Raw genomic sequence first — 19,293 nt, 5'->3', positions numbered from 1 at the left:
GCATTACCGACTTGTGAAGAAGTGACTAATCTGAATGCATCCGGTTTGCATGAACTAAAAAAATAATACGTAGAGCATTGCCTGCTTTACGGTGTTGAAGGACTGGCGAAATGAATAATATTCGAGGCCGAATTGCCATGGCCGTATTACAGCATCGCGTTATTGCGTCGCTGTTATTCCTGGCAGTAACTCTGTTCTTTGCCGCAGGTCTGAAGAACGTCAGATTGGAAACGATCTTTTCTGATCTGCTGCCGAAAGATGATCCTTTTATTCACGTTTTTAAAGACCATCCGAATTTCGGTAATCCGCTGACATTCACCCTGATGGTGAAAAATAAAAACGGCGATATTTATAACCCGGAAACCCTGGCAAAAGTGTGGGACCTGACGCGTGACATCGACTTGTCACCCGGCGTTGACCACGACCAGATTCTTTCTATTGCCTCCGAGAAAGCCCGCTACGCAGAAGCGACGCCCTTTGGTATCGATGCACAGCCGCTGATGGGCGATACGGTTCCGGCCACCGCTGAAGAAGTGCAGCTCTTTAAAGACAATGTTCGCAAGTCGCCCAATGCGCGACGCTTTCTGATCTCTGAAGATGAAACCGCTACGCTGATTACCGCAACCTTTATCGAGCAGCGTCTCGATTACGGTGAGGCCTTTGCCTACGTGAAAAAGCTGGCCGATGATGCTCGCGACGAACATCACGATGTGTACATGGCGGGTCAGCCTGCACTGACCGGCTGGGTGTATGAATACCAGCACCAGATGATTGGCATCTTTGCCATTACGCTCAGCGCATTGATTCTGGCACTGGTGTTTTATACCCAGAACATTGCCGGTGTGGTGACGCCGATCTTCGCCAGTATCGTGGCGGCAATCTGGGGCTTTGGTTTTGCCGGCTGGATGAAGATGCCCATCGAGCCCTTGTTGATGATCGTGCCGCTGCTGCTCATTGCGCGCTCGTTCAGTCACTGTGTGCAGTTTACCGAGCGCTTCTACGAAATCTTTGCTCAGCTCGGTGACAAGGTGAAAGCCGCCGGTCTGACCACCAGCGTGATGATGGCGCCGTCGATTCTCGGCATTATCACTGACGCCGCCGGTATCTTCCTGATCTCCATCGCGCCGATTCCGGCGATGGAACGCTTTGCGCTGTTCTGCGGGTTCTGGGCGATGATGCTGGCGCCGACAGGTGTCTTCCTGGCGCCACTGTTGCTGTCTGTGCTGCCCGAGCCGCGCAACCTCGACAAGATCGTCAGCGATCACTCGGGTGGTTTCCACGGCAAGGTTAAAGGTGCACTTGCAGCAATTTCCCGCCTGTCGCAGGGACGTGTGGCCCCTTACACCTTGATTATCACTCTGCTCATCGGTGCGTTCTCTTTCTACCACTCCATGAAGATTCAGATTGGTAACCCGGTGGAAGGCAGTAACCTGCTGTGGGAAGACTCTGAGTTCAACGTGTCGGTGGCGAAGATCAATGACCACTTCCCCGGCGTGAATACCCTGGAAGTGATTCTTGAAGCCAAGGGCGACAGCGGCAGCGACCGTGTTGCCAAGCAAGCCGACGCGGTGGCGACCATGTTGCAGCTGCAATCCATTATGGAAGCCGGTGAGCACGCACCGCGTGCGACGCTGTCGTTCGCCGATTACCTGATGGACGCCAACCGGCTGATTTCCGGCGGGCATACCAAGTGGCTGCCGCTCGATAGCAATGACCGCGCAGTCAATGCGGCAGCTTCGGCGGTGCTGATGGGGACCAGCCCCAAGGCCTTCTCGAACGTGGTGGACTTTGAGCTGCAAAACTCCACGGTGTCGTTCTGGTACGCCGACAACAAACAGGACACGGTTGATAACGCCCTGGCTGCGGCGCGCGATGCTATCGCTCAGGTCAACGCAGATCACGACGCGTTCACCGTGCGACTGGGCAGTGGCACCATTGCGATTCAACAGGCGATTAACCACGTGGTTGAGCGTTACCACTGGCTGATTATGGGTCTGCTGAACCTGGTCATTCTGGCGGTCGCCAGCTATGCCTACCGCTCGATTGTCGCCGGTATTGTGCTGCTGATTCCGGTCAACCTGTCGAACATGATCCTTACGACCAGCATGTCCTTTATGGGGATTGGTCTGGACATCAACTCGCTGATGGTGGCCGCCATCGGGGTGGGTGTTGGTATCGACTACGGCATCTATCTGCTGAGCCGCATCTGCGAAGAATTCCACGAGTGTGAAGATTACGGTGTCGCCATTACCTCGGCGCTAACCACAACCGGTAAGGCGATCATGTTCACCGCCAGCATCATGCTGCTCGGCATCCTGCCCTGGTACTTCCTGTCGGGCCTGAAGTTCCTTGCCGACATGGGGCTGCTGCTGGTGCTGGTAATGCTGATCAACATGGTTATCGCACTGGTGGTATTGCCGCTGCTGGTGTGGGTAATGAAGCCGAAGTTTGTGGCGAGTAAAGACATTCTGGTGCTGGGTGAAGGTATGGATATCAGCAAAATACTGGAAGAAGACGGCATGAGTGCTGGCAGCAGTAATAAGCCGTCATTTCGTGCTGAGGCTGTCACCGAAGTCTAAGCGGTGACAGTACTAACAATAATTGAGGGTTTAACCCGGAGGTGAATGATGCACATTAAAAAATACGGACCTGATTTTAGCCGTCGCAGTTTCCTTGAAAAAACCGTCAAAGGTATTGGTACCGCAGGGGTCATCGCGCCACTCTGGCCGCTGATTGCCAACGGTGCGGATATGAGCAAAGCCTATCCCGATGAGCTGTTGTCCATCGAGATGTACACCAAAGGCAAGGTTAAGCCCGGCGATGTCATCACTGCCGACAACGTTGAGCACGTTAAAGACCTGCTCGACCCCGTTGCCTACATGCACGTGAAAACCATGGGTCGCCGCATTCATATTGTTGAGCCGGTGAAAGACGCCAGCCAACTGTTCCCGGCGAAATACCTGGAAGCGACCCTGCGCAACAAAGGCCAGGCGGTACTCGATAAAGACGGCAATGTCTGGACGAAAGACGGCAAGCCCTGGAATGGCGGTAACCCCTTCCCGGAGCCGAAAAACGGTGTGGAAGCACAATACAACCTGACCTTGAGCTGGGGTCGTCACGACTGGTCGCAGTATGCGGTGCGCGACTGGGATATCGATAAAGATGGTGACCTGTCTTACCAGTACGACTTCGTCTGGAGTGAGCTGAATACTACCGCTCGTACTGATGGCCAGATATGGAAAAACAAGAAAGATCTGCTGCGCTATCAATCGGTGTTCTTTACCGCGCCCAACGACAGTGCCGGTACGTCCTTCCTGAACATTTGGGACTACGACCAGCGCAAATTCCCCGAACTACACGGTTACATTCCTGCGTTTCGCCGGGTACGTCAGTTCCCCACTAACCAGCGCTTTGAGCCGCTGGTGCCGGGGATCACGCTGTTCCTGTCCGATGCCTGGGCTGCCGGTGACCCACTACTGACTTGGGGTAACTACAAGATCGTTGGTCGCAAGCCGATGTTGGGCTGTATTGGGTCTCGCAATTTCTTTGGTGGACACCATGATAACTGGGAAAAGCCGACTCATGGTGGCCCAAAAGACCAGACCTTCTTCGACACCTACATGGAGCTGGTGCCTGAATGTATCGTGCTTGAGTCTGAACCGACCGGCTATGCTCGTGCCCCTGTCGGCAAGCGCCGCGTATGGATCGACGTGCGCAACCAGATGTACGTGGCCTACGTGACCTACGACCGTCGCGGCGAAATCTGGAAATCGTTCGAGCCGCACTATGCGCTGCAGACCAACGATAAACTGACCAATATGGATGGCGCACATCCCGCGTGGTCCTGGTCCAGTGTTCACAGTCACGATGTGCAATCGAATCGAATGAGTCGTTTCCAACAAGTTAAAACAGTAACCGGAGGCTACAAGACAAACTACAACCCTGGGGATGTTGACGTTTATAACAAATTCCTGACTGTACAGGCTATGCAACGCCTCGGGGGTTAATGTGAAACCACTAAAACGCACATTAAGGGCGGCAGGCTGTGCGCTGTTGCTGGGGGGGGCGCTGCCCGCGCTCGCCGCCAGCAGCGAGCAAGTGCATCAGGAGCATCCCCATGACGTTCTGTTCGGCATCAGTCGTGGCAGTGAAGGCCTTATTGCCGTCGGTACCGGCGGTGAGCTGCGTCGCAGTCCTGACGGCAAAGCCTGGACAATCCAGGCCGCCACCGCGCCGGGAACGTCGCTGTTTGATGTTTCCGAGCGTCAGGGACGGCTGCTGGCCGTCGGTCAGGAAGGCGAAATTTTCCGCAATGCCGGTGACGGCTGGCAGGAAGTGGACGCCCCCACCGACGATCGTCTCTTTGCCGTTGCGCAAGGTGAAATGGGGCGGGCCGTGGCGACCGGCGCGTTTGGCACCGTTCTCTATTCCAAAGATGGCGGCGCCAGCTGGACGCAGGCCGAGATCGACTGGCCTGCGCTGATCGGTCAGGACTACCAGCCTCACGTCTATAACGTCAGCTTCGATGCGCGCGGCCGGGTGTTTATTGTCGGCGAGTTTGGCTTGATCGCCCGCTCCGACGATGGCGGCCAGAGCTGGACACCGCTGCATCAGGGTGACGCCTCACTGTTTGGTTTTGCGCTGTCCGACAGCGGTCTCGCTTACGCGGTTGGCCAGAGCGGCACCGTGCTGCGCAGTCGCGATGGCGGTGATAGCTGGGCGGCCATCGACAGCGGTAATGAAGCCATTCTGATGGACGTCGCGATTCGTCCCGACGGCAAGGCGGTGGCGACCGGCATCCGTCAGGCGATCAGCATCGCACCGGAGGCGAAGCGCGCCGAAAACCTGCATCACGATCTGTTCCTTGAAAACTGGTACAGCGACGTCGCTGTTCTCGGCAATGAGTTTTACGCCGTCGGACAGTTTGCGCGCGTCGTCAAAATTTCGCTGTAGATAGATACCGAGTGGAGAACTGAAATGAAAAATAATAAAACACATGCTGCGGCGCTTACCGCCGCGGCGGTGGCATTCAGCAGCCCGGCCTGGTCACTGAGTGGCGAGCTGTTGGGCGTTGATTACAGCCTAAGTGGTTTGTTGCGAGTAGAAGTCGCCGCGAAAACGACGGATGAAGAAAACCCCTATAACCAACGGGGTAACCTGTTCAACGGCAAAACCGTTGACCGTGATGGCGGCTTGAATGTGGGAACTTTGCTTGGCCTGAATCTCCCTTTGCCAATTTCGGTACCGATTACCGATTCGGCGACCCGTTCGGTCGAGCCAGCCAGCAATGATTTTAACCACACCCAGGCGCGTCTTGAGAGCACATTGCAGTTGCGTTTTTCAGATAATTGGGCAGCAACGGTGAAAGTGCGTGGAATTTTTGACGCTACTGAGTACGATGAATTTGACCCTAACCAAGTGGGGAGTCGAGCCGATGGCTATCTCTACGGCGAGCCCAATTATTTTGAATACGACGACTTTTATACCGGTGGCGAGCAAAATCGCCTTGAAGTCGCTGGCGACAATTACATGGTGGATTTTCCCTCGCTGTATGTCGATTACCAGAATGGCCCGCTGCTGGTTCGTGCCGGTAATCAGCAAATTGCTTGGGGGCAAGCGCTATTCTTCCGCGTTTTTGACGTGGCCAATGGCTTGGATTTGCGGCGACACTCAATTTTGGACTTTGCATCAGAAGAATACGCAGATGAGCGTATTTCCTCTCCGGCGGTGCGAGTGTCTTATCAGTTTGGTTCCAGTTGGGAACTGGATATGTTTGCCCAGCAGTTTCAGCCCAGTATCTACGGCAACCCGAACACACCTTACAATGTTATTCCTTCGCAGTTTACGGTGCATGATCGCTTTAGCCAGTACGATGAAAAAATTAATAGTGGCTTCCGCCTGAAAGGCTTTCTCGGCGATTTTGGTCTGCAGTTCATGTACACCAACCGCTATAACCCAGACGGTGCCTTGCGCTGGACGGCATCCGGTGTGAATCGTGATGTTCCGGGTCTGCCTGGCACGGGTGCCATCCTGGCGCAGACGCCACTCGAGATTGATCCGACCGGGGTATGGAGTGCCGAGGAATGGTTCACCTATGCAGGCATGGCGCGTCTGGACGGTCAGGAGGGCTTGAACAAGCTGATTACCGACTTCCCTGCGTCGCAGTTGTTGCTGGCGCGCCCGGTGCCGAATATCGATGCAGCGAAAGAAGAACTGGATCTGTTCTTTATCTTGACCGGTGGTGTTGGCAGCGTGCTGACCGGTAACGGTAACGGTGGTCTACGCGGACATCTTGAGCGCACCTATCACCGTGAAGATGTCTTTGGCACAGGCTTTAGCTACATATTTAGCGGCGAGCCGGGTAGCTGGACCGACCAGTTGATTCTTAACTTCGAGGTGTCTTATACCCCGGATAAAACCTTTACGCCGATCGATTTGGGTCAAGAATATATTGTTGAGGATGAATATGTCACAGCGTTGATTTTAGAGAAGAATCAACGATTTAGTAGAGACTTTCCTGCGGCATACTTGGTTTTTCAATGGATGTATCGTAGCGAATCCGACTTGTTTGGCCGCCATCTTAGTGGCATGGGTGCTACCGTCAACAATACACCAAAAGGAGTTGATGGCTGGAATGGTATAGCCCTAGCTGTACAGCAACCCTTTCCTGGCCTGGTGTGGCGTGCGGATCTAGCAGTATTGTACGACACGCGTGGCGGTGTCTTTGTTCAGCCCGCACTGAAATGGAAGCCTTCGGGTAACTGGAACATTGAAATGTTCTACAACTACATGGAGGGTGACTTATATGGAAATGAGAACGAAAATATTATTCAAACCGTGGACTGGGCTGATGAATTCGGTCTACGTATAGCCTACCAGTTTTGAGTATTCACATACCCACCCTCAGGAAGTAATGGGACCTTGCCGGCGGCTCTGTCGCCGGCTTTTTTCCGCGAGGACGCTGCATGACTTTTCACATCCGACGTTTTGGCCGTCAATTTTCGCGGCGAGAATTTTTGCGTATTGGCAGCGGCTTTGTTGGTGCCGGTTTGCTGATGCCCGTCTGGGCGGCAATGGAAAAACACGGCGAGGCCAATGCGGCTTACCCGGAAGAATTGCGCTCAATTGAGGATTACACCGGCGGCAAGTTGAAAGCCGGTGATTTCATCGATGCCGGTAATGTCGAGCTGGTTAAAGAGCTGCTCGGGCCGGTGACCTATATGCAGGTCAAAGAGATGGGGCGACGCCTGAAGCTGCGCGCCACCACGACCGATATTATGAAGCTGAGCCCCTGGGAATACCTCGAGGCCAGCTTCCGCCATCGCGGCCAGGCGAAGTTCGACGCCGACGGCAATGTCGTCACGGCCGATGGCAAACCCTGGATCGGCGGTCTGCCCTTCCCCGATGCCAAAACCGGCGTTGAACTCTTCGCCGGGCTCACTCTGAGCTGGGGGCGTCACGACGCCTCGTTCTACGCGATTCGCGAATACGATCTCAACCGCGACGGCAAGGTGAGCTACGGCTACGAAAACGGCTGGGCAGAGTATGCGCCCACCGGACGCGTTGTGCTGCCCGGCCCCTACTGGAAAGGGCATGAAGATAAGCTGCGCTATCAGAGCGTGTTCTTCACCGCGCCGGACAGCGTGCGGGGCACCTCGTTCTTGAATATCTGGCACTACGACCAGAACAAATTCCCCGAGCTTTACGGCTACATCCCCGACTTCAAACGCATTCGTCGCTTCCCCACCGATCAGCGCTTTGAACCGCTGGTGCCGGGGTCCAGCCTGTACTTGTCCGACGCCTGGGCGGCGGGCGATCCGCTCCACACCTGGGGCAACTACCGTATCGTCGGTCGCGGCCCGATGCTGGCGGCGGTCAGCGGCGGCTGGGCATCGCAGAGCGAAGACTGGTCGCACAACACCCACGGCGGCCCCAAAGGTGAAACCTTCTGGGATACCGAAGTGGAGCTGGTGCCGGAGGCGATTGCCGTGGACGCCGAGCCCACCGGCTTCCCCCGAGCGCCGGTGGGCGTCAAGCGCGTGTGGTTTGATGCCCGCACGCAACTGCCGTTGGGCATGGTCACCTTCGATCGTCGCGGCGATATGTTCCGCTCCTTCGATGGCGCCTATGGCCTGTACGACGACGGCGACCGCAAGGTCATGGACGGCGATCATCCCTACTGGTCCTGGTGCCATGTCCACGCCTTCGACGTACAGACCGGCAAAATGACCCGCATCGAACAGCTCGCCGAGATCTCCGGCGGCCACCGCATGTTGGTCAACGACCACGAAGTTTATAACCGCTATCTGACCAACGGTGCGCTGCGCCGTCTGGGTAACTGACAACTAGAGGTATCATCATGACAGAAAGCTACAAAGCCCTGGTGGGCGTGCGCGATGAAAGCGGTTATCGCGTGGAATTCCAGCAGCTCAGCAGTGAGCAAATCGGCGACGGTGATGTGGAAGTGGCGGTTGAGTACTCTACCGTCAACTACAAAGACGGTCTGGCAATGAGTGATGCGATTCCCATTGTGCAGAAGCCTTCGCTCATCCTCGGCATCGATATGGCCGGCACTGTTGTGAAGTCGGATTGCAGCCGCTTCAAGGTCGGCGACAAAGTGCTGATGAACGGTTACGGCGCCTCCGAAACCCACAACGGCGGTTATACCCAACGCCTGCGTATTTCCAGTGATTACCTGTTGAAAGTCCCCTCGGCGTTTACTACGCGCCACGCCATGCTGCTGGGCACCGCGGGCTATACCGCCATGCTGTCACTGCTGCGTCTGGAGCAGCTGGGCATTACGCCCGACTCGGGCGAAGTGCTGGTCACTGGCGCCTCGGGTGGCGTGGGTAGTGTATCCATCATGTTACTGGCCGGGCTCGGCTACACCGTGGCGGCGTCTACGGGTCGGCTTGAGGAGAGTGATTATCTGAAAAGTCTGGGCGCCAATACGGTGATTGATCGCCGTGAGCTGTCCGAACCGGGCGAGATGATGCAGGCAACCCGCTGGGCGGCGGCCGTCGATTCCTGCGGCAGCCACACCTTGGCTAACGTGCTTGCACAGCTTCACTACAACGGCGCGGTGGCGGCCTGCGGACTGGCGCAGGGACTGGATCTGCCCGGTAATATGATGCCGTTTGCCCTGCGCAATGTGGCACTGCTGGGCGTCGACTCGGTGCACGCCCCCATGGCGCTGCGTGAGCAGGCCTGGCAGCGTCTGGCAGAATCGGTAGATCTTGCCAAACTCGAAGCCATGGCGGTCGAGATCGACTTTGATAAATTGCCCGAGATGGCCGGGCAAATTCTGCAGGGTCAGATTCGCGGTCGCGCTGTCGTGAATATCGCTGCATCATAACGATAAATAAAAAACGGAATATAACAATGAAAAATAAAGATCCTTTCTCGCTACAAGGCAAAGTGGCGGTGGTGACCGGGGCGGCCGCAGGCATTGGACGGGCATGTGCAGAGCGCATGGCGTATTCCGGTGCATCAGTCTTACTGAGTGATATCGACGGTGCGAGCTGCCAACGCCTCGCGGAAGAATTAAACGAACAAGGCTACGACGCCAGAGCCATTCAGCAGGATGTCGTTCTGGAGGAAGACTGGAACGCCCTCGTTAGCGAACTGAAGCAGTGGCACAACCGCTGGGATATTCTGGTCAACAATGCCGGAATTTATATTGGCGGTCGTTTGGAAGACAACAGCATCGAAGAGATGACCCGCATCCACGAAGTGAATGTGCAGTCAGTATTCCTCGGCCTGCGCTACGCGGCAGAAACCATGCAGCCCGGCGGCTGCTTCGGCAAGGGTGGCAGCGTGATTAACCTGTCATCTATTGCTGGCTTGATCGGTGTACCCGGCCACAGCATTTACGGGGCTACCAAGGGCTCGGTGCGCTCGATCAGCAAACATTCGGCGGTGGAATTTGCCCGCTTTGGTTACGGCATTCGCGTTAACTCCCTGCACCCCGGTTTGATCGACACGGCGATGGCACAGCAGGTCTACGATGACTTCGTGGATGTGGGGCTTACCCAAAGCCGCGAGGAAGCCACGGCTGTGCTCGAACAGCAGATGATCCCCATGGGACGCCTCGGCACTGCTGAAGATATCGCCAATGCGGCCCTGTTCCTCGCCAGCGACGCCAGCGCCTATATCAGCGGCGCGGAACTGACCGTGGATGGCGGCTTTACTGCAGCCTAAGAGGTGTGTGATGAGTATCGATTGTAAAGACAAGGTGGTGCTGATTACCGGTGCTGCCAAGGGCATCGGTGCGGCCGCCTGCCGGGCGCTGGCAGAAGCCGGTGCCAAAGTGGCGGTCAGCGATATCGACGCTGCCGCCGGTCGCGAGCTGTGTGAAGCACTGCGCAGCAGCGGCGCGGATGCCGAGTTCTTTGCGCTGGATGTCTGCGACGAACAGCAATGGCAGTCCTGCCTCGAAATGGTCGTGGCTAGTTATGGTCGGATCGATGGTGTAGTGAATAACGCGGGTATTGCGGTGATCTGCGGCCCGGAAGACGAGAGCCTGGACGGCTGGCGTCGCACCCAGCGCATCAACAGCGACGCCGTGTTCCTCGGCAGTCGGGCGGCCATTCAGGCCATGAAGGCGCAGGGCGGATCGATAGTCAATGTGTCTTCCATCGAGGGTATTGTCGGCGACCCCATGCTGCCCGCCTACAACGCCAGCAAGGGCGCGGTGCGGGCGCTGACCAAGTCATTGGCCCTGTATTGCGCCGACCGTCAGTACGGCATCCGCGTTAACTCCCTGCACCCCGGCTATGTCGAAACGCCGCTGGTCAGTGGCGCACTCGCGCAACTGCCGGATGACGATGCAGCTGCGTTTGCCTCGCGTGTGGTGGCGAGTATTCCCTTGGGACGCATGGCCCAGCCGGAAGAAATTGCCAGTGGCATTGTTTTTCTGCTGTCTGATGCGTCGCGGTATATGACCGGCTCGGAGCTGGTGATGGACGGTGGTTACACCGCCCGGTAAGAACTCCCCTCCAGGGATAGGAAATGCCCACTGTCGGCCCCGGTGGGTGTTTCCGCACTTGAGTAGAACCCTATCTCAACGAGTAGGTAGGCAAGTATTCACAGCAAAGAACGCGTCATTGGTAATCCCCTATTTTTAACCGAGGCTAATGGGCCAGCTGCGCTAGCCGTTGTTTCGGGGTTATTCCTCCCAAGGCCATACTCGGCCGTTTATGGTTGTAAATACAGGGCCCTCGTGTCGGCGCATAAGTCCTGAGTAGTAGCGGCCAGCCCATTCAGTATTGCTTTGCAAACTCAAGCTCATAACCCTTCGCGCTGGTCCAGGCCCAGTTCCGGGTGGCGAGATTTTCCACGGCATCTTTTTCAGCCGCGCCGAGGGATGGCCCGAAGCCCATGCCATAGGTTCTGGACGGCGCACCCGTGTAGTCCTGGCCTTGCCACACCACCACGACCAACGCGCCCAATTGTCCATCGCGATTGTGCCTGCAGGATGGTGTACCTCGGTAGGCGGCACCGTGTTTCTGACGGGCCTGGCGCTCTACGTTTAGGGGAGTGCGCTGCAGATCGTAGGCATAAAAATAGTCTATATCCGTGCGGTTGTTTGCGCTGTTGCGACCGACAGCGACACAGATTGCCGCCCCTCCGGGGCCGTAGGTAGGTTCCGTGACCGTCGTGGACTCACTAACGTTGCTCGCCTTGAGCTGATTTTCTTCGGCTAGTCGCTTGGTTTTAGCTTGGGCTTGGGCAATCGCTTCGCGGGTACTCAGGCGGCCCGACTGAGTTGCGCTGATATAAATCTTGCTGTCGGCGGCGCTATCCATCGGTTTTGCAGGCATGGCAACCGGGGCAATCTTGCTGCCGCCGGGCGCTGCTACTACCGGCGAGGTGTTCTTCAGGAATGCGGCGTTGCGGCTTTTGACATCGTTGATCTGGGCGCTGATCAACTGGCGTGCCTCTTGCTGGCTTCGCCGGATTGATGCCCTCTCCTGCTGTTTGGCTGAACGCTCGGCATTGAGAGAGGATTCGAGTTTGCTGAAAAACTGTGCCACGGCGGCATCGCGCTTCGCTTGTTCCAGGCGTCCGCTCCAATAGTAGATTTCCTTTTCAAGCGCTACTGCCTCGGCGTAATAGGTTTCGTCGAGCTTATCCATAGCGTCTGTCAGGCTCTGCTGGAAGTGGCTCAGAGCGGTGACCAGCCCTGTCATTCGGTCAGAGTCAGGTTGGCAGGCGGAATTACTAACACCTTGGTAGCGTTGCAGCAGGCTCAGTCGTTGTTTGAGATCCTTCTCCATGGCAACCAGATCGTTCCAGACGTACTTATTGAAATCGGTCACCGGCGTATTATTGGGCTTGATCCGGTCGATGGCGATACCCATGCTGCGCCAGTCCATATCCAAGCCATACTTTTTATAGTCGGCCAGATGACCCTCAATATCTGGGTTGAGCTTGAGTGCCTTCGCGGCGCTGTCTGCGGCCGCAGCCAGCTTGTCGCACACCTGCTGATCGGCACCCCGGCTGGCGAAGGCGATCAAGGTTTGCGAAAAGGGATCATCGCCCGTTGCCAGCGTTGCGATAGTTGCCTCAGGGTCTACGAGTTCCTCAACCATGAAGGCGTCGATGGACCAGCGATAAAAGTCCTCTTTGGGAAACTGGCCACCGGTAAGCAGGTAGCTGCTGCGACGATCAATGTCTGACCAGACGTTGATACTGTATTGGGTGGCGGAAATCTGGGTCATTACCGTCAGCGGAAACGCCGGTGCTGCAGGGTCGCACTGACCAGACAATACCACCATGCCGTCAGATTTACCCATGCACTGGCGGTTAACGCTGAGCTGGCCATTAATGACGATCTCTTTTACCGAGGGCAGGGTGAGTGCGGCTTGCTGTTGGTAGGGCTGGAGATAGGTTTTGCCCGTGGTTGCGCTATGCAGGAAGGCAGCTTGCCCCTTATCAACCCAGGCCCGGTGTCCGATAAACGTGGATTGGCCGCGGCCTCCCAGTTTCTCTTTCCTTGGTCTTAGCGCGGGCATTAGCAATTGATCGGGATTGATCTTGTGGGCTCTCAACAGTGCTGCCAGTGAAAATTCCCGCGTGAATAACTCCCGGTCATCGCCCCAGCCGCTCTGGGCCATCAGCCTCTCGGGTCGCGGCAGCACAAATTCGTATTCCGGCAGCGCAGAGGCGGTGGTGTAGAGAGGTTTGCCTCCCGATTCGGAGGGCGCGATCAAAAGTTGGCGGTGGGTGGCATCGGCCATGGTGTAGAAACGTATATCTCGCTCTGGCCCGATATATGTCACGGCGTAGCGATTTACCCGGTAGACCTGTTCAATCACCTTCCCCGCCTTGTTATATGCCGTTACCCAACCCTCCAGAAACACCTTTGGGTTGCGGTTGGTGCCACTAAATAACTTTTTGCGGTAATAGCGCGCGTCAAAGGCGCCGGTATAGACTTTTTTACGGCCGTCGTCAGTGGGAAAAGTCAGTCGACCAATGTAGGGAACCGCCTCGTCTGTGTTCTTTTTCCAGCGCAGCATATAACCGGAATATTCGAGAAATTTGTCCGTTCTGTTCCAATCAATACCACTGAAGTCATGCTTTGACACTTTGACCGGGTGGCCAGGTTCGGTTAGAAGGAGTTCATACTCGCCCTTGCTGCCGATAAGCCGCAGGCCCTCGCCGACCCGTTTGAACTGGGTCAGATCAATGCCGTTCAATGGCGCAAAAAGGGGATCGCGGTAGCTGATTTCGGGCGCCGCCGTTGGCGAATGGGGAGACTTGCCAGGCTCCGTGCCGCTGGAAGACTGAGGGCTTGCACAGCTTGCGAGAACCGTTGTGATTAACAGTATCAAAAGCGAGCGCGTCATTGGCATCTCCAATGGTAGATAGTTGCCCCGCTTCTGCAAAAGCCCAAATATGCCCATGCTGCAGCGACGACATTCAGCGTGAATCGACGAATCCTTTCCGCCAGTGTGGCGTGCAAGCACCACTCACAACAGCGTAGTGCGTCATACGAATACGTAGGTAACTGCTTGCTGGGCCAGCCCGTTCAGTACGGTGTTGGGAAAGCTTGAGCTTGCCGATTACCGCTATTCCTGAGCTTAACCTTATATGAAGACTTTTATGTGAAGCACATTCGTTACCGAGCTTCCTACTGAGGGAGTGTATATGACGAGAGTCAATAACCGCAAATTAGCGGATGGCGTATCCAAAGGCAGAGCCGGATTATTTCCACACGAAGAAGTGCCTGCGTAACGCGTACTGAAAATACGACAATAATGCTGTGGGGCTCGCAAAGGATGTGTAACCAGATGGAAATTTTGCTGGGAGTACATCGCCTAGGGCCGTTCCCGGTGTCTCGTTTTCCAACTCTTTTTTAATCAATTTTGATGGCATTGGTTTTGCCATTTACTGTCCTTTTGTTGGACGTTTTTCTGATTGCTTGCGGTTGCGGGGAGTGCTGGTTTCGCCCTTGCTGGGCGACTTACTTTCTCTTTGTGTGCCCAAAGAGAAAGTAAGCAAAGAGAAAAGGCACCTCGCATCACTGTCGTCGGCTTGTCGCCGCCGATCCCCTGCGCGCGGCGCGGTCAGCTCGGGCGCAGCGGAACTCGCCTGTAGGCTCAGACAGTCCTCGCGCAATTCCCGAGCTGACCGCGCCGTGCTCGGCAGTGCTGAGGGGAGGTGAGTTCGTGCCACATTGGGATGAGGCAGACGGCCTATACAAGAAAAAACATCTGCATTAAGCTGAAACAGTAAAGGAATGCGCGTTTATCTCAGGCGCCGAATATAAAAGTCAATAAAAAACAGCCGCATAGGGGTTTTGAGGTAATGCATATAAGCCCCCCTTGTTATTCTGTTCACCGAGCGTGCTTGTTATTAATGTTTTAGTCAGGGAGTGATTTCGGAGTGTTTTGGAGAACTATTCCAAGAGCAGTCAATTTAGCAGCGTTATCCTCGATACTTCTGCTGCTAGTGAAGTTGTTCATATTCAATAAAATTTCCGAGCCAGTTGACGGTTTTCATGAGCTCGGGCTGGTTTTCGAAGCAGTGCTTGCATCAGTATTAGCAAGTTACGTTTTCTACTTGATAGTAGTGCATTTCAACGAGGTGCGAGAAAAGGAAACAATCTATCCGTTCGTAACCCGGTGGGCGAATCTTGTAGTGCGAGATTGCAAAACGCAGATAGCCGGCTTCTCTAAAGTGGATCCGATAAAACTCGATTTCCAAACTTTGGTAAAGCAAAATATCGAAGATGTTTTCGCTAGATTAGAACCTAATGGAAACGCCCCGTTAACGTCCTGGCAGGGAGGGCAAGCAGATTGGCTTCAATATTTTGAAAATTACAGGATTAGATCTTCGCGTAACATTAATAAGATAATGGCGCAGCTTATATTTCTTGAAGCTCCACTGGTGGCTTTGTTGATGGAAGTCCAAGACTCAAAACATTTTAGCAATATCGAAATCTTTTCGAGGGTCAGATTGGACAATAATAATCTTATGACTTTTGCAGACGATTTTTTCGAATATGTGCAAGCCTGTCGGGAGTTGGACGGGTATCTGAAAACCCACGCTATTCACTCGGCTAATGACTAACAAGGCGCGTCACGGCTACTTCCACTTTTTAGTGGGAGTCTCCCTAACGCAATTTTTACTTGCCGCGAGTAGCGCTCATACATCGCCTCCCTCTGTGTCTTTGAGAATTGATATGAAGAAACAATATTTCGTATTAGCAATGCTTATTGTCGCTGGTTGTACAAACCGTGGAGCCTATGAGGGCATTCAGGCGAGCAAGCGTTTTGAGTGTTCGGAGTTACCGCCATCGCAATATGAAGACTGTATGCGCGAGGCGAATCGTTCTTATGATGAGTATCAGCGACAGAGGTCAGAGGAGTAGGTGGCTTCGGTGAGTCCGGACGGCGGCATTGAGCTGCTGTGTTAGAGTGGGTTTTGGTCTTTTTAACTCTGAGGATGATGTCGCGGATGGAACACAGCGGTTATAGAAACATGGATGCGTTGACGGTATGGGTGCGACGGTTGTTGTGCGTTCAGGTGCTGGGTCTGTTGATATTGATGGTCTCGGGGTATTGGGAATACCAGCTGCTGTCGGATTTCGCGAGTGGCGTATATGTCACTGATTATCAGGCTGCCATGGATGCGGAGGCCAACGATAAACGTCAATTGATGATAGGTCTCGCCAACATCGGCGTATTTGTCGTCACTGGCATTGTGATTTTGCGCTGGATTCACCGGGCAAATTACAACGCGAGGCAGCTTGGTGCAGAGCAGATGGACTTTTCGCCGGGCTGGGCGGTTGGTTATTTCTTTGTTCCTTTTCTGTCGCTTTGGAAGCCTTATCAGGCAATGAAGGAGATATGGCGAGCCAGTAAATCGCCATCAGATTGGGCTTTTGAAAAAGTGGATGGGATTCTTCCGCTGTGGTGGGTCTTGTGGATTGGCTCTGGAATCGTGTCGCAGATCGCCAGCCGGGCTGCGAAGGGGGCCGACACGCTGCCGACGCTTATCAAGCTGAATATCGCGACAGAAGTCTCTTATGTGATGGATATTGCTGCGGTGGTATTGCTCTGGAAGATAGTGAATAGAATCTATGCCTTTCAACAGGATTCCTTGAAACGTCAGGCGTCATAGGCGGTCACAAAGGCTGTAAGCAGGGTGACTGCTTTGCATGGAATATGGCCTTGGAGGTGTGTGATGAAGAGTTGGAAGCACGGTGGTTCACGAATTCTGTTTGGCGCGTTTTCACTGATGTTGGTCGCGGGGGTGCAGGCGGCGGATGTGCCGTTGCAAGGGCCGATACCGTTTGCGCTGTACGACAAGGATGGCGATGGCCGGGTCAGTGAGATGGAGTTTGATGAGGTGCGCGGTGAGCGCCTTCAGGCGAGAGCCGCTGAAGGGCGCCCGACGGCCTGGGCGCCGTCATTCATTACCTTTGATGTGGATGCGGATGGTTTCCTGACACCAGAGGAACTTTCGGCGGGGCAGCAATCGCAGATGAAGGAGCGTCGCGGTATGGGCATGATGCCGGGTTCGGCTAATGGCTCGGCGATGAATAAACCCGGTGGCATGGGGCAGAAAATGGGTCGGAATATGCCGACGTTTTCTGACTATGATCTCGACGGTGATGGCAAGGTGACCGAGTCAGAGTTCAATAAGGCCCGCGCCCAGCGTGTCAGTGAGCGCGCTCAGCAGGGCTATGCGATGAAGAATATGGGAAACATGCCGTCGTTTGCCGATATTGATGCAGATGGTAATGGTACTGTGAGCAAGGACGAGTTTGCCGTCCACACCGCAAAACATCGTTTGTGATCAGTCGCTGATGGGATAGTTTGCGGTGGTAATAGATCTTCAGGTGGTTGGAAAAGCCCGGACTATGGTCCGGGCGTACTGTTTAGAAGCCGTTAACTGGGCGCATGATGCCACCCTCGTTTCTGTCTCCCATAATGTTATGCAGGGAGTCTGTTTCCCGCGTGTTGGCGTAATAAACGTCTGCACTGTCATTGCTGGTGTGAACCTGAATCAGCCTGTGTGGGCCTGGAGCCAGTCCATACATAGTGACATTTTCCGGAGTTGTCGCCAGAGTGCCCAGTCGCATTAGGCCTGCTTTGGGGTCTGCAGCGCTGGTCGCGAGAATGTCGTTGCCTCGCCACATAAAGACCTCACTTAATTCCTTTATGTTGCTCACCGAGTCGCCATTGCCAGTAGAGGATGCACCAATCCACTGTGCATTTGGCACTGCAATGGTGTCGCTGCCATCTATTTTGGCGGCGACGGCGTGGTCTTTCCCATTGATATCCGCACGATTGAAAAAGATCCAGCCGTCTCGGCTCCCCAAAGCTTCGGTCATGATACCCAGCCAGGTTGCCGAGCTTTCATCGACTAATTCAGGGGCGGTACCGTCGTGATTCCAGCTGATGACTTTATTTCCCACAGAGGCGGCTACGCGTTGCGATGAGGTGGTAATAAAGCCCGTGGAAAAGCCCAGGCTCTCCTGGTCTTCTGCTAGGTAGTCCCACTGGTCGCCGTTAATCCGATAGAGGTGTTGCTGATTAAGATCGAAGATGTCCGCGATACCAAAGAATACGGTATCGCCGTGGACTGCTGTGTGACGAGCTTCAGGAAAGCGCGATAGCCCGGTGACGCTGCTGGGGAGTTCAAGTGGTTCGCCTGCGTCGTTAGTGAGCTGCACAAGACTGGGTTGGAGGCTCTCGTTGTAGCGCCACAGTGTCCCCGCCTCTGCAGTGCATTTGCCGCCGGCCGCTGGGGCAACGGTATCGATGATCAGGTACTGGTTGCCATTGGACACTGGCCCTGCCACAACCCTCATGCCAGCAGCCTCTCGGCCATTGGGCAGCAGGTTGTCTACGGTTGAGCCGTTACTGCCGAGGTTAAGCGAGTAGGTCAGTGCGCGCACGAGGAAATAGCCATTGTTGCATACGCTGTTATCGCTATTGCGGAGCGCTAGGTACGTTTGAGTGCCTGGTTGATCGAGTTTGCCGACAGGGGTCACATAATCAACGATGGCGGGCAGGATGCGATATGGAGCTACATCTGCCGGGAAGTTGAATCGCATGTGACGCATGCTTCCTGGAAGGCCGTAGGTAACGGAGGCGTGCGTGGCGTCGGCGTAGTTCTGACGGATCAGTGCGCCCGCGCCACTGAGGCCGGCGTTCAAATAGCTTTCAGAAGAGGCTCTGGTGGCGTCTAGCGGAGTGGTGAGGGAATTTACATCAGTACTGACGCTAGCAAATCCCTCGGATGTTTCAGCCCCCGCTTCGCGGTTGTGCAGAAAGGCGACCTTGGCAACGCGATATTCGCTGACGCTGTTGTCGTCTTGACTGATATCGGCTTCGTAAAGTGGCACATAGGCGGCCCTGCCTAGGTCATTGGCGTTGTAGACGTCGCGGATTGTCAGCTCGGTAGTGTGGATATCTGACATGTCGGCGGGATTGACGGCCATGAGCGACGACTCTCCGGTCCCGTCTTCTCGTTCAATGTTGAGGGTGAAGTACAGTAAGTCGTGATTATCAGCATCGCCACTAAGGCTGGACAGCAGTTGCGAGCTGTTACTTCCGCCGCCGCCACTACCGTTGCTGCCACCACCACCACCGCCACCACAGGCGGCCAGTACACTGCCAAGCAGGGTGATGTAGAGGCTTCTTTTGAAAGAGGGGTTGGGGGTCATCGTCGTTCTCCATTCGGCTAAAAGCCGCACCTATGAGGTCAGCTGCACGCCATAGCCACAGGCTTCATGCCGGTGTGACTCGACGCGGTTAGTCCAAAATGGTATTGATC

Annotated in this window: 13 protein-coding genes; 11 read left to right on the top strand and 2 right to left on the bottom strand. The window is 55.1% G+C overall.

All coding sequences use genetic code 11. The annotated features are described in order from the left end of the window. Positions 1 to 110 precede the first annotated feature (110 nt). The 8 genes from G411_RS0108710 to G411_RS0108675 all read left to right on the top strand — a co-directional run bounded on the left by G411_RS0108710 (position 111) and on the right by G411_RS0108675 (position 10,987). Positions 111 to 2,579 carry an efflux RND transporter permease subunit gene (locus tag G411_RS0108710; RefSeq protein ID WP_022958808.1) on the top strand — a complete coding sequence of 823 codons (2,469 nt, stop codon included), beginning with the start codon at positions 111 to 113 and terminating at the stop codon, positions 2,577 to 2,579. 45 nt (positions 2,580 to 2,624) lie between these two features. Continuing rightward, entirely contained in the window at positions 2,625 to 4,007 is a 1,383-nt protein-coding gene (locus tag G411_RS0108705; protein WP_342664308.1) for a DUF1329 domain-containing protein, read from the top strand. Position 4,008: 1 nt separating this feature from the next. Next, positions 4,009 to 4,953 (top strand): YCF48-related protein, encoded by a 945-nt coding sequence (locus tag G411_RS19890; RefSeq protein WP_169530646.1) that lies wholly within the window; start codon positions 4,009 to 4,011, stop codon positions 4,951 to 4,953. A 24-nt stretch (positions 4,954 to 4,977) separates the two neighbouring features. Continuing rightward, complete coding sequence (locus tag G411_RS0108695; RefSeq protein WP_022958805.1) at positions 4,978 to 6,885, top strand: DUF1302 family protein; 1,908 nt, start codon at positions 4,978 to 4,980, stop codon at positions 6,883 to 6,885. 80 nt (positions 6,886 to 6,965) lie between these two features. Next, a complete protein-coding gene (locus tag G411_RS0108690) occupies positions 6,966 to 8,342 on the top strand; it encodes a DUF1329 domain-containing protein (RefSeq protein ID WP_022958804.1) in 1,377 nt (458 codons plus the stop codon). Positions 8,343 to 8,359: 17 nt separating this feature from the next. Continuing rightward, positions 8,360 to 9,355, top strand: coding sequence for an MDR family oxidoreductase (locus G411_RS0108685; RefSeq protein WP_022958803.1), 996 nt, complete (start codon positions 8,360 to 8,362; stop codon positions 9,353 to 9,355). A gap of 26 nt (positions 9,356 to 9,381) precedes the next feature. Beyond that, positions 9,382 to 10,200, top strand: coding sequence for an SDR family NAD(P)-dependent oxidoreductase (locus tag G411_RS0108680; RefSeq protein ID WP_022958802.1), 819 nt, complete (start codon positions 9,382 to 9,384; stop codon positions 10,198 to 10,200). A gap of 10 nt (positions 10,201 to 10,210) precedes the next feature. Then, the gene (locus G411_RS0108675; RefSeq protein ID WP_022958801.1) at positions 10,211 to 10,987 is read left to right on the top strand and encodes a glucose 1-dehydrogenase; all 777 of its coding nucleotides are present in this window, start codon (positions 10,211 to 10,213) and stop codon (positions 10,985 to 10,987) included. 274 nt (positions 10,988 to 11,261) lie between these two features. On the opposite strand, the gene G411_RS0108670 is transcribed toward G411_RS0108675, so the two are convergent. Beyond that, positions 11,262 to 13,850, bottom strand: coding sequence for a hypothetical protein (locus tag G411_RS0108670; RefSeq protein ID WP_022958800.1), 2,589 nt, complete (start codon positions 13,848 to 13,850; stop codon positions 11,262 to 11,264). Between the two features lie 1,039 nt (positions 13,851 to 14,889). Here G411_RS0108670 and G411_RS0108665 point away from each other — a divergent pair. From G411_RS0108665 to G411_RS21405, 3 genes are all read left to right on the top strand, one after another. Next, the gene (locus G411_RS0108665; protein ID WP_022958799.1) at positions 14,890 to 15,576 is read left to right on the top strand and encodes a hypothetical protein; all 687 of its coding nucleotides are present in this window, start codon (positions 14,890 to 14,892) and stop codon (positions 15,574 to 15,576) included. 411 nt (positions 15,577 to 15,987) lie between these two features. Beyond that, entirely contained in the window at positions 15,988 to 16,629 is a 642-nt protein-coding gene (locus G411_RS19885) for a DUF4328 domain-containing protein (RefSeq protein WP_169530644.1), read from the top strand. Between the two features lie 63 nt (positions 16,630 to 16,692). Beyond that, on the top strand, positions 16,693 to 17,307 hold the full coding sequence (locus tag G411_RS21405) for an EF-hand domain-containing protein (RefSeq protein ID WP_022958797.1): 615 nt from the start codon (positions 16,693 to 16,695) through the stop codon (positions 17,305 to 17,307). Positions 17,308 to 17,389: 82 nt separating this feature from the next. Here the strand turns inward: G411_RS21405 and G411_RS0108645 are convergent, their stop codons facing one another. Then, positions 17,390 to 19,183, bottom strand: coding sequence for a hypothetical protein (locus G411_RS0108645; RefSeq protein WP_022958796.1), 1,794 nt, complete (start codon positions 19,181 to 19,183; stop codon positions 17,390 to 17,392). Positions 19,184 to 19,293: the final 110 nt, after the last annotated feature.

It is taken from the genome of Spongiibacter tropicus DSM 19543, assembly GCF_000420325.1.
GTDB classification, from domain to species: domain Bacteria; phylum Pseudomonadota; class Gammaproteobacteria; order Pseudomonadales; family Spongiibacteraceae; genus Spongiibacter; species Spongiibacter tropicus.
Note: the sequence above shows the minus strand (reverse complement) of the source record. Positions and strands in the feature narration are given on the sequence as shown.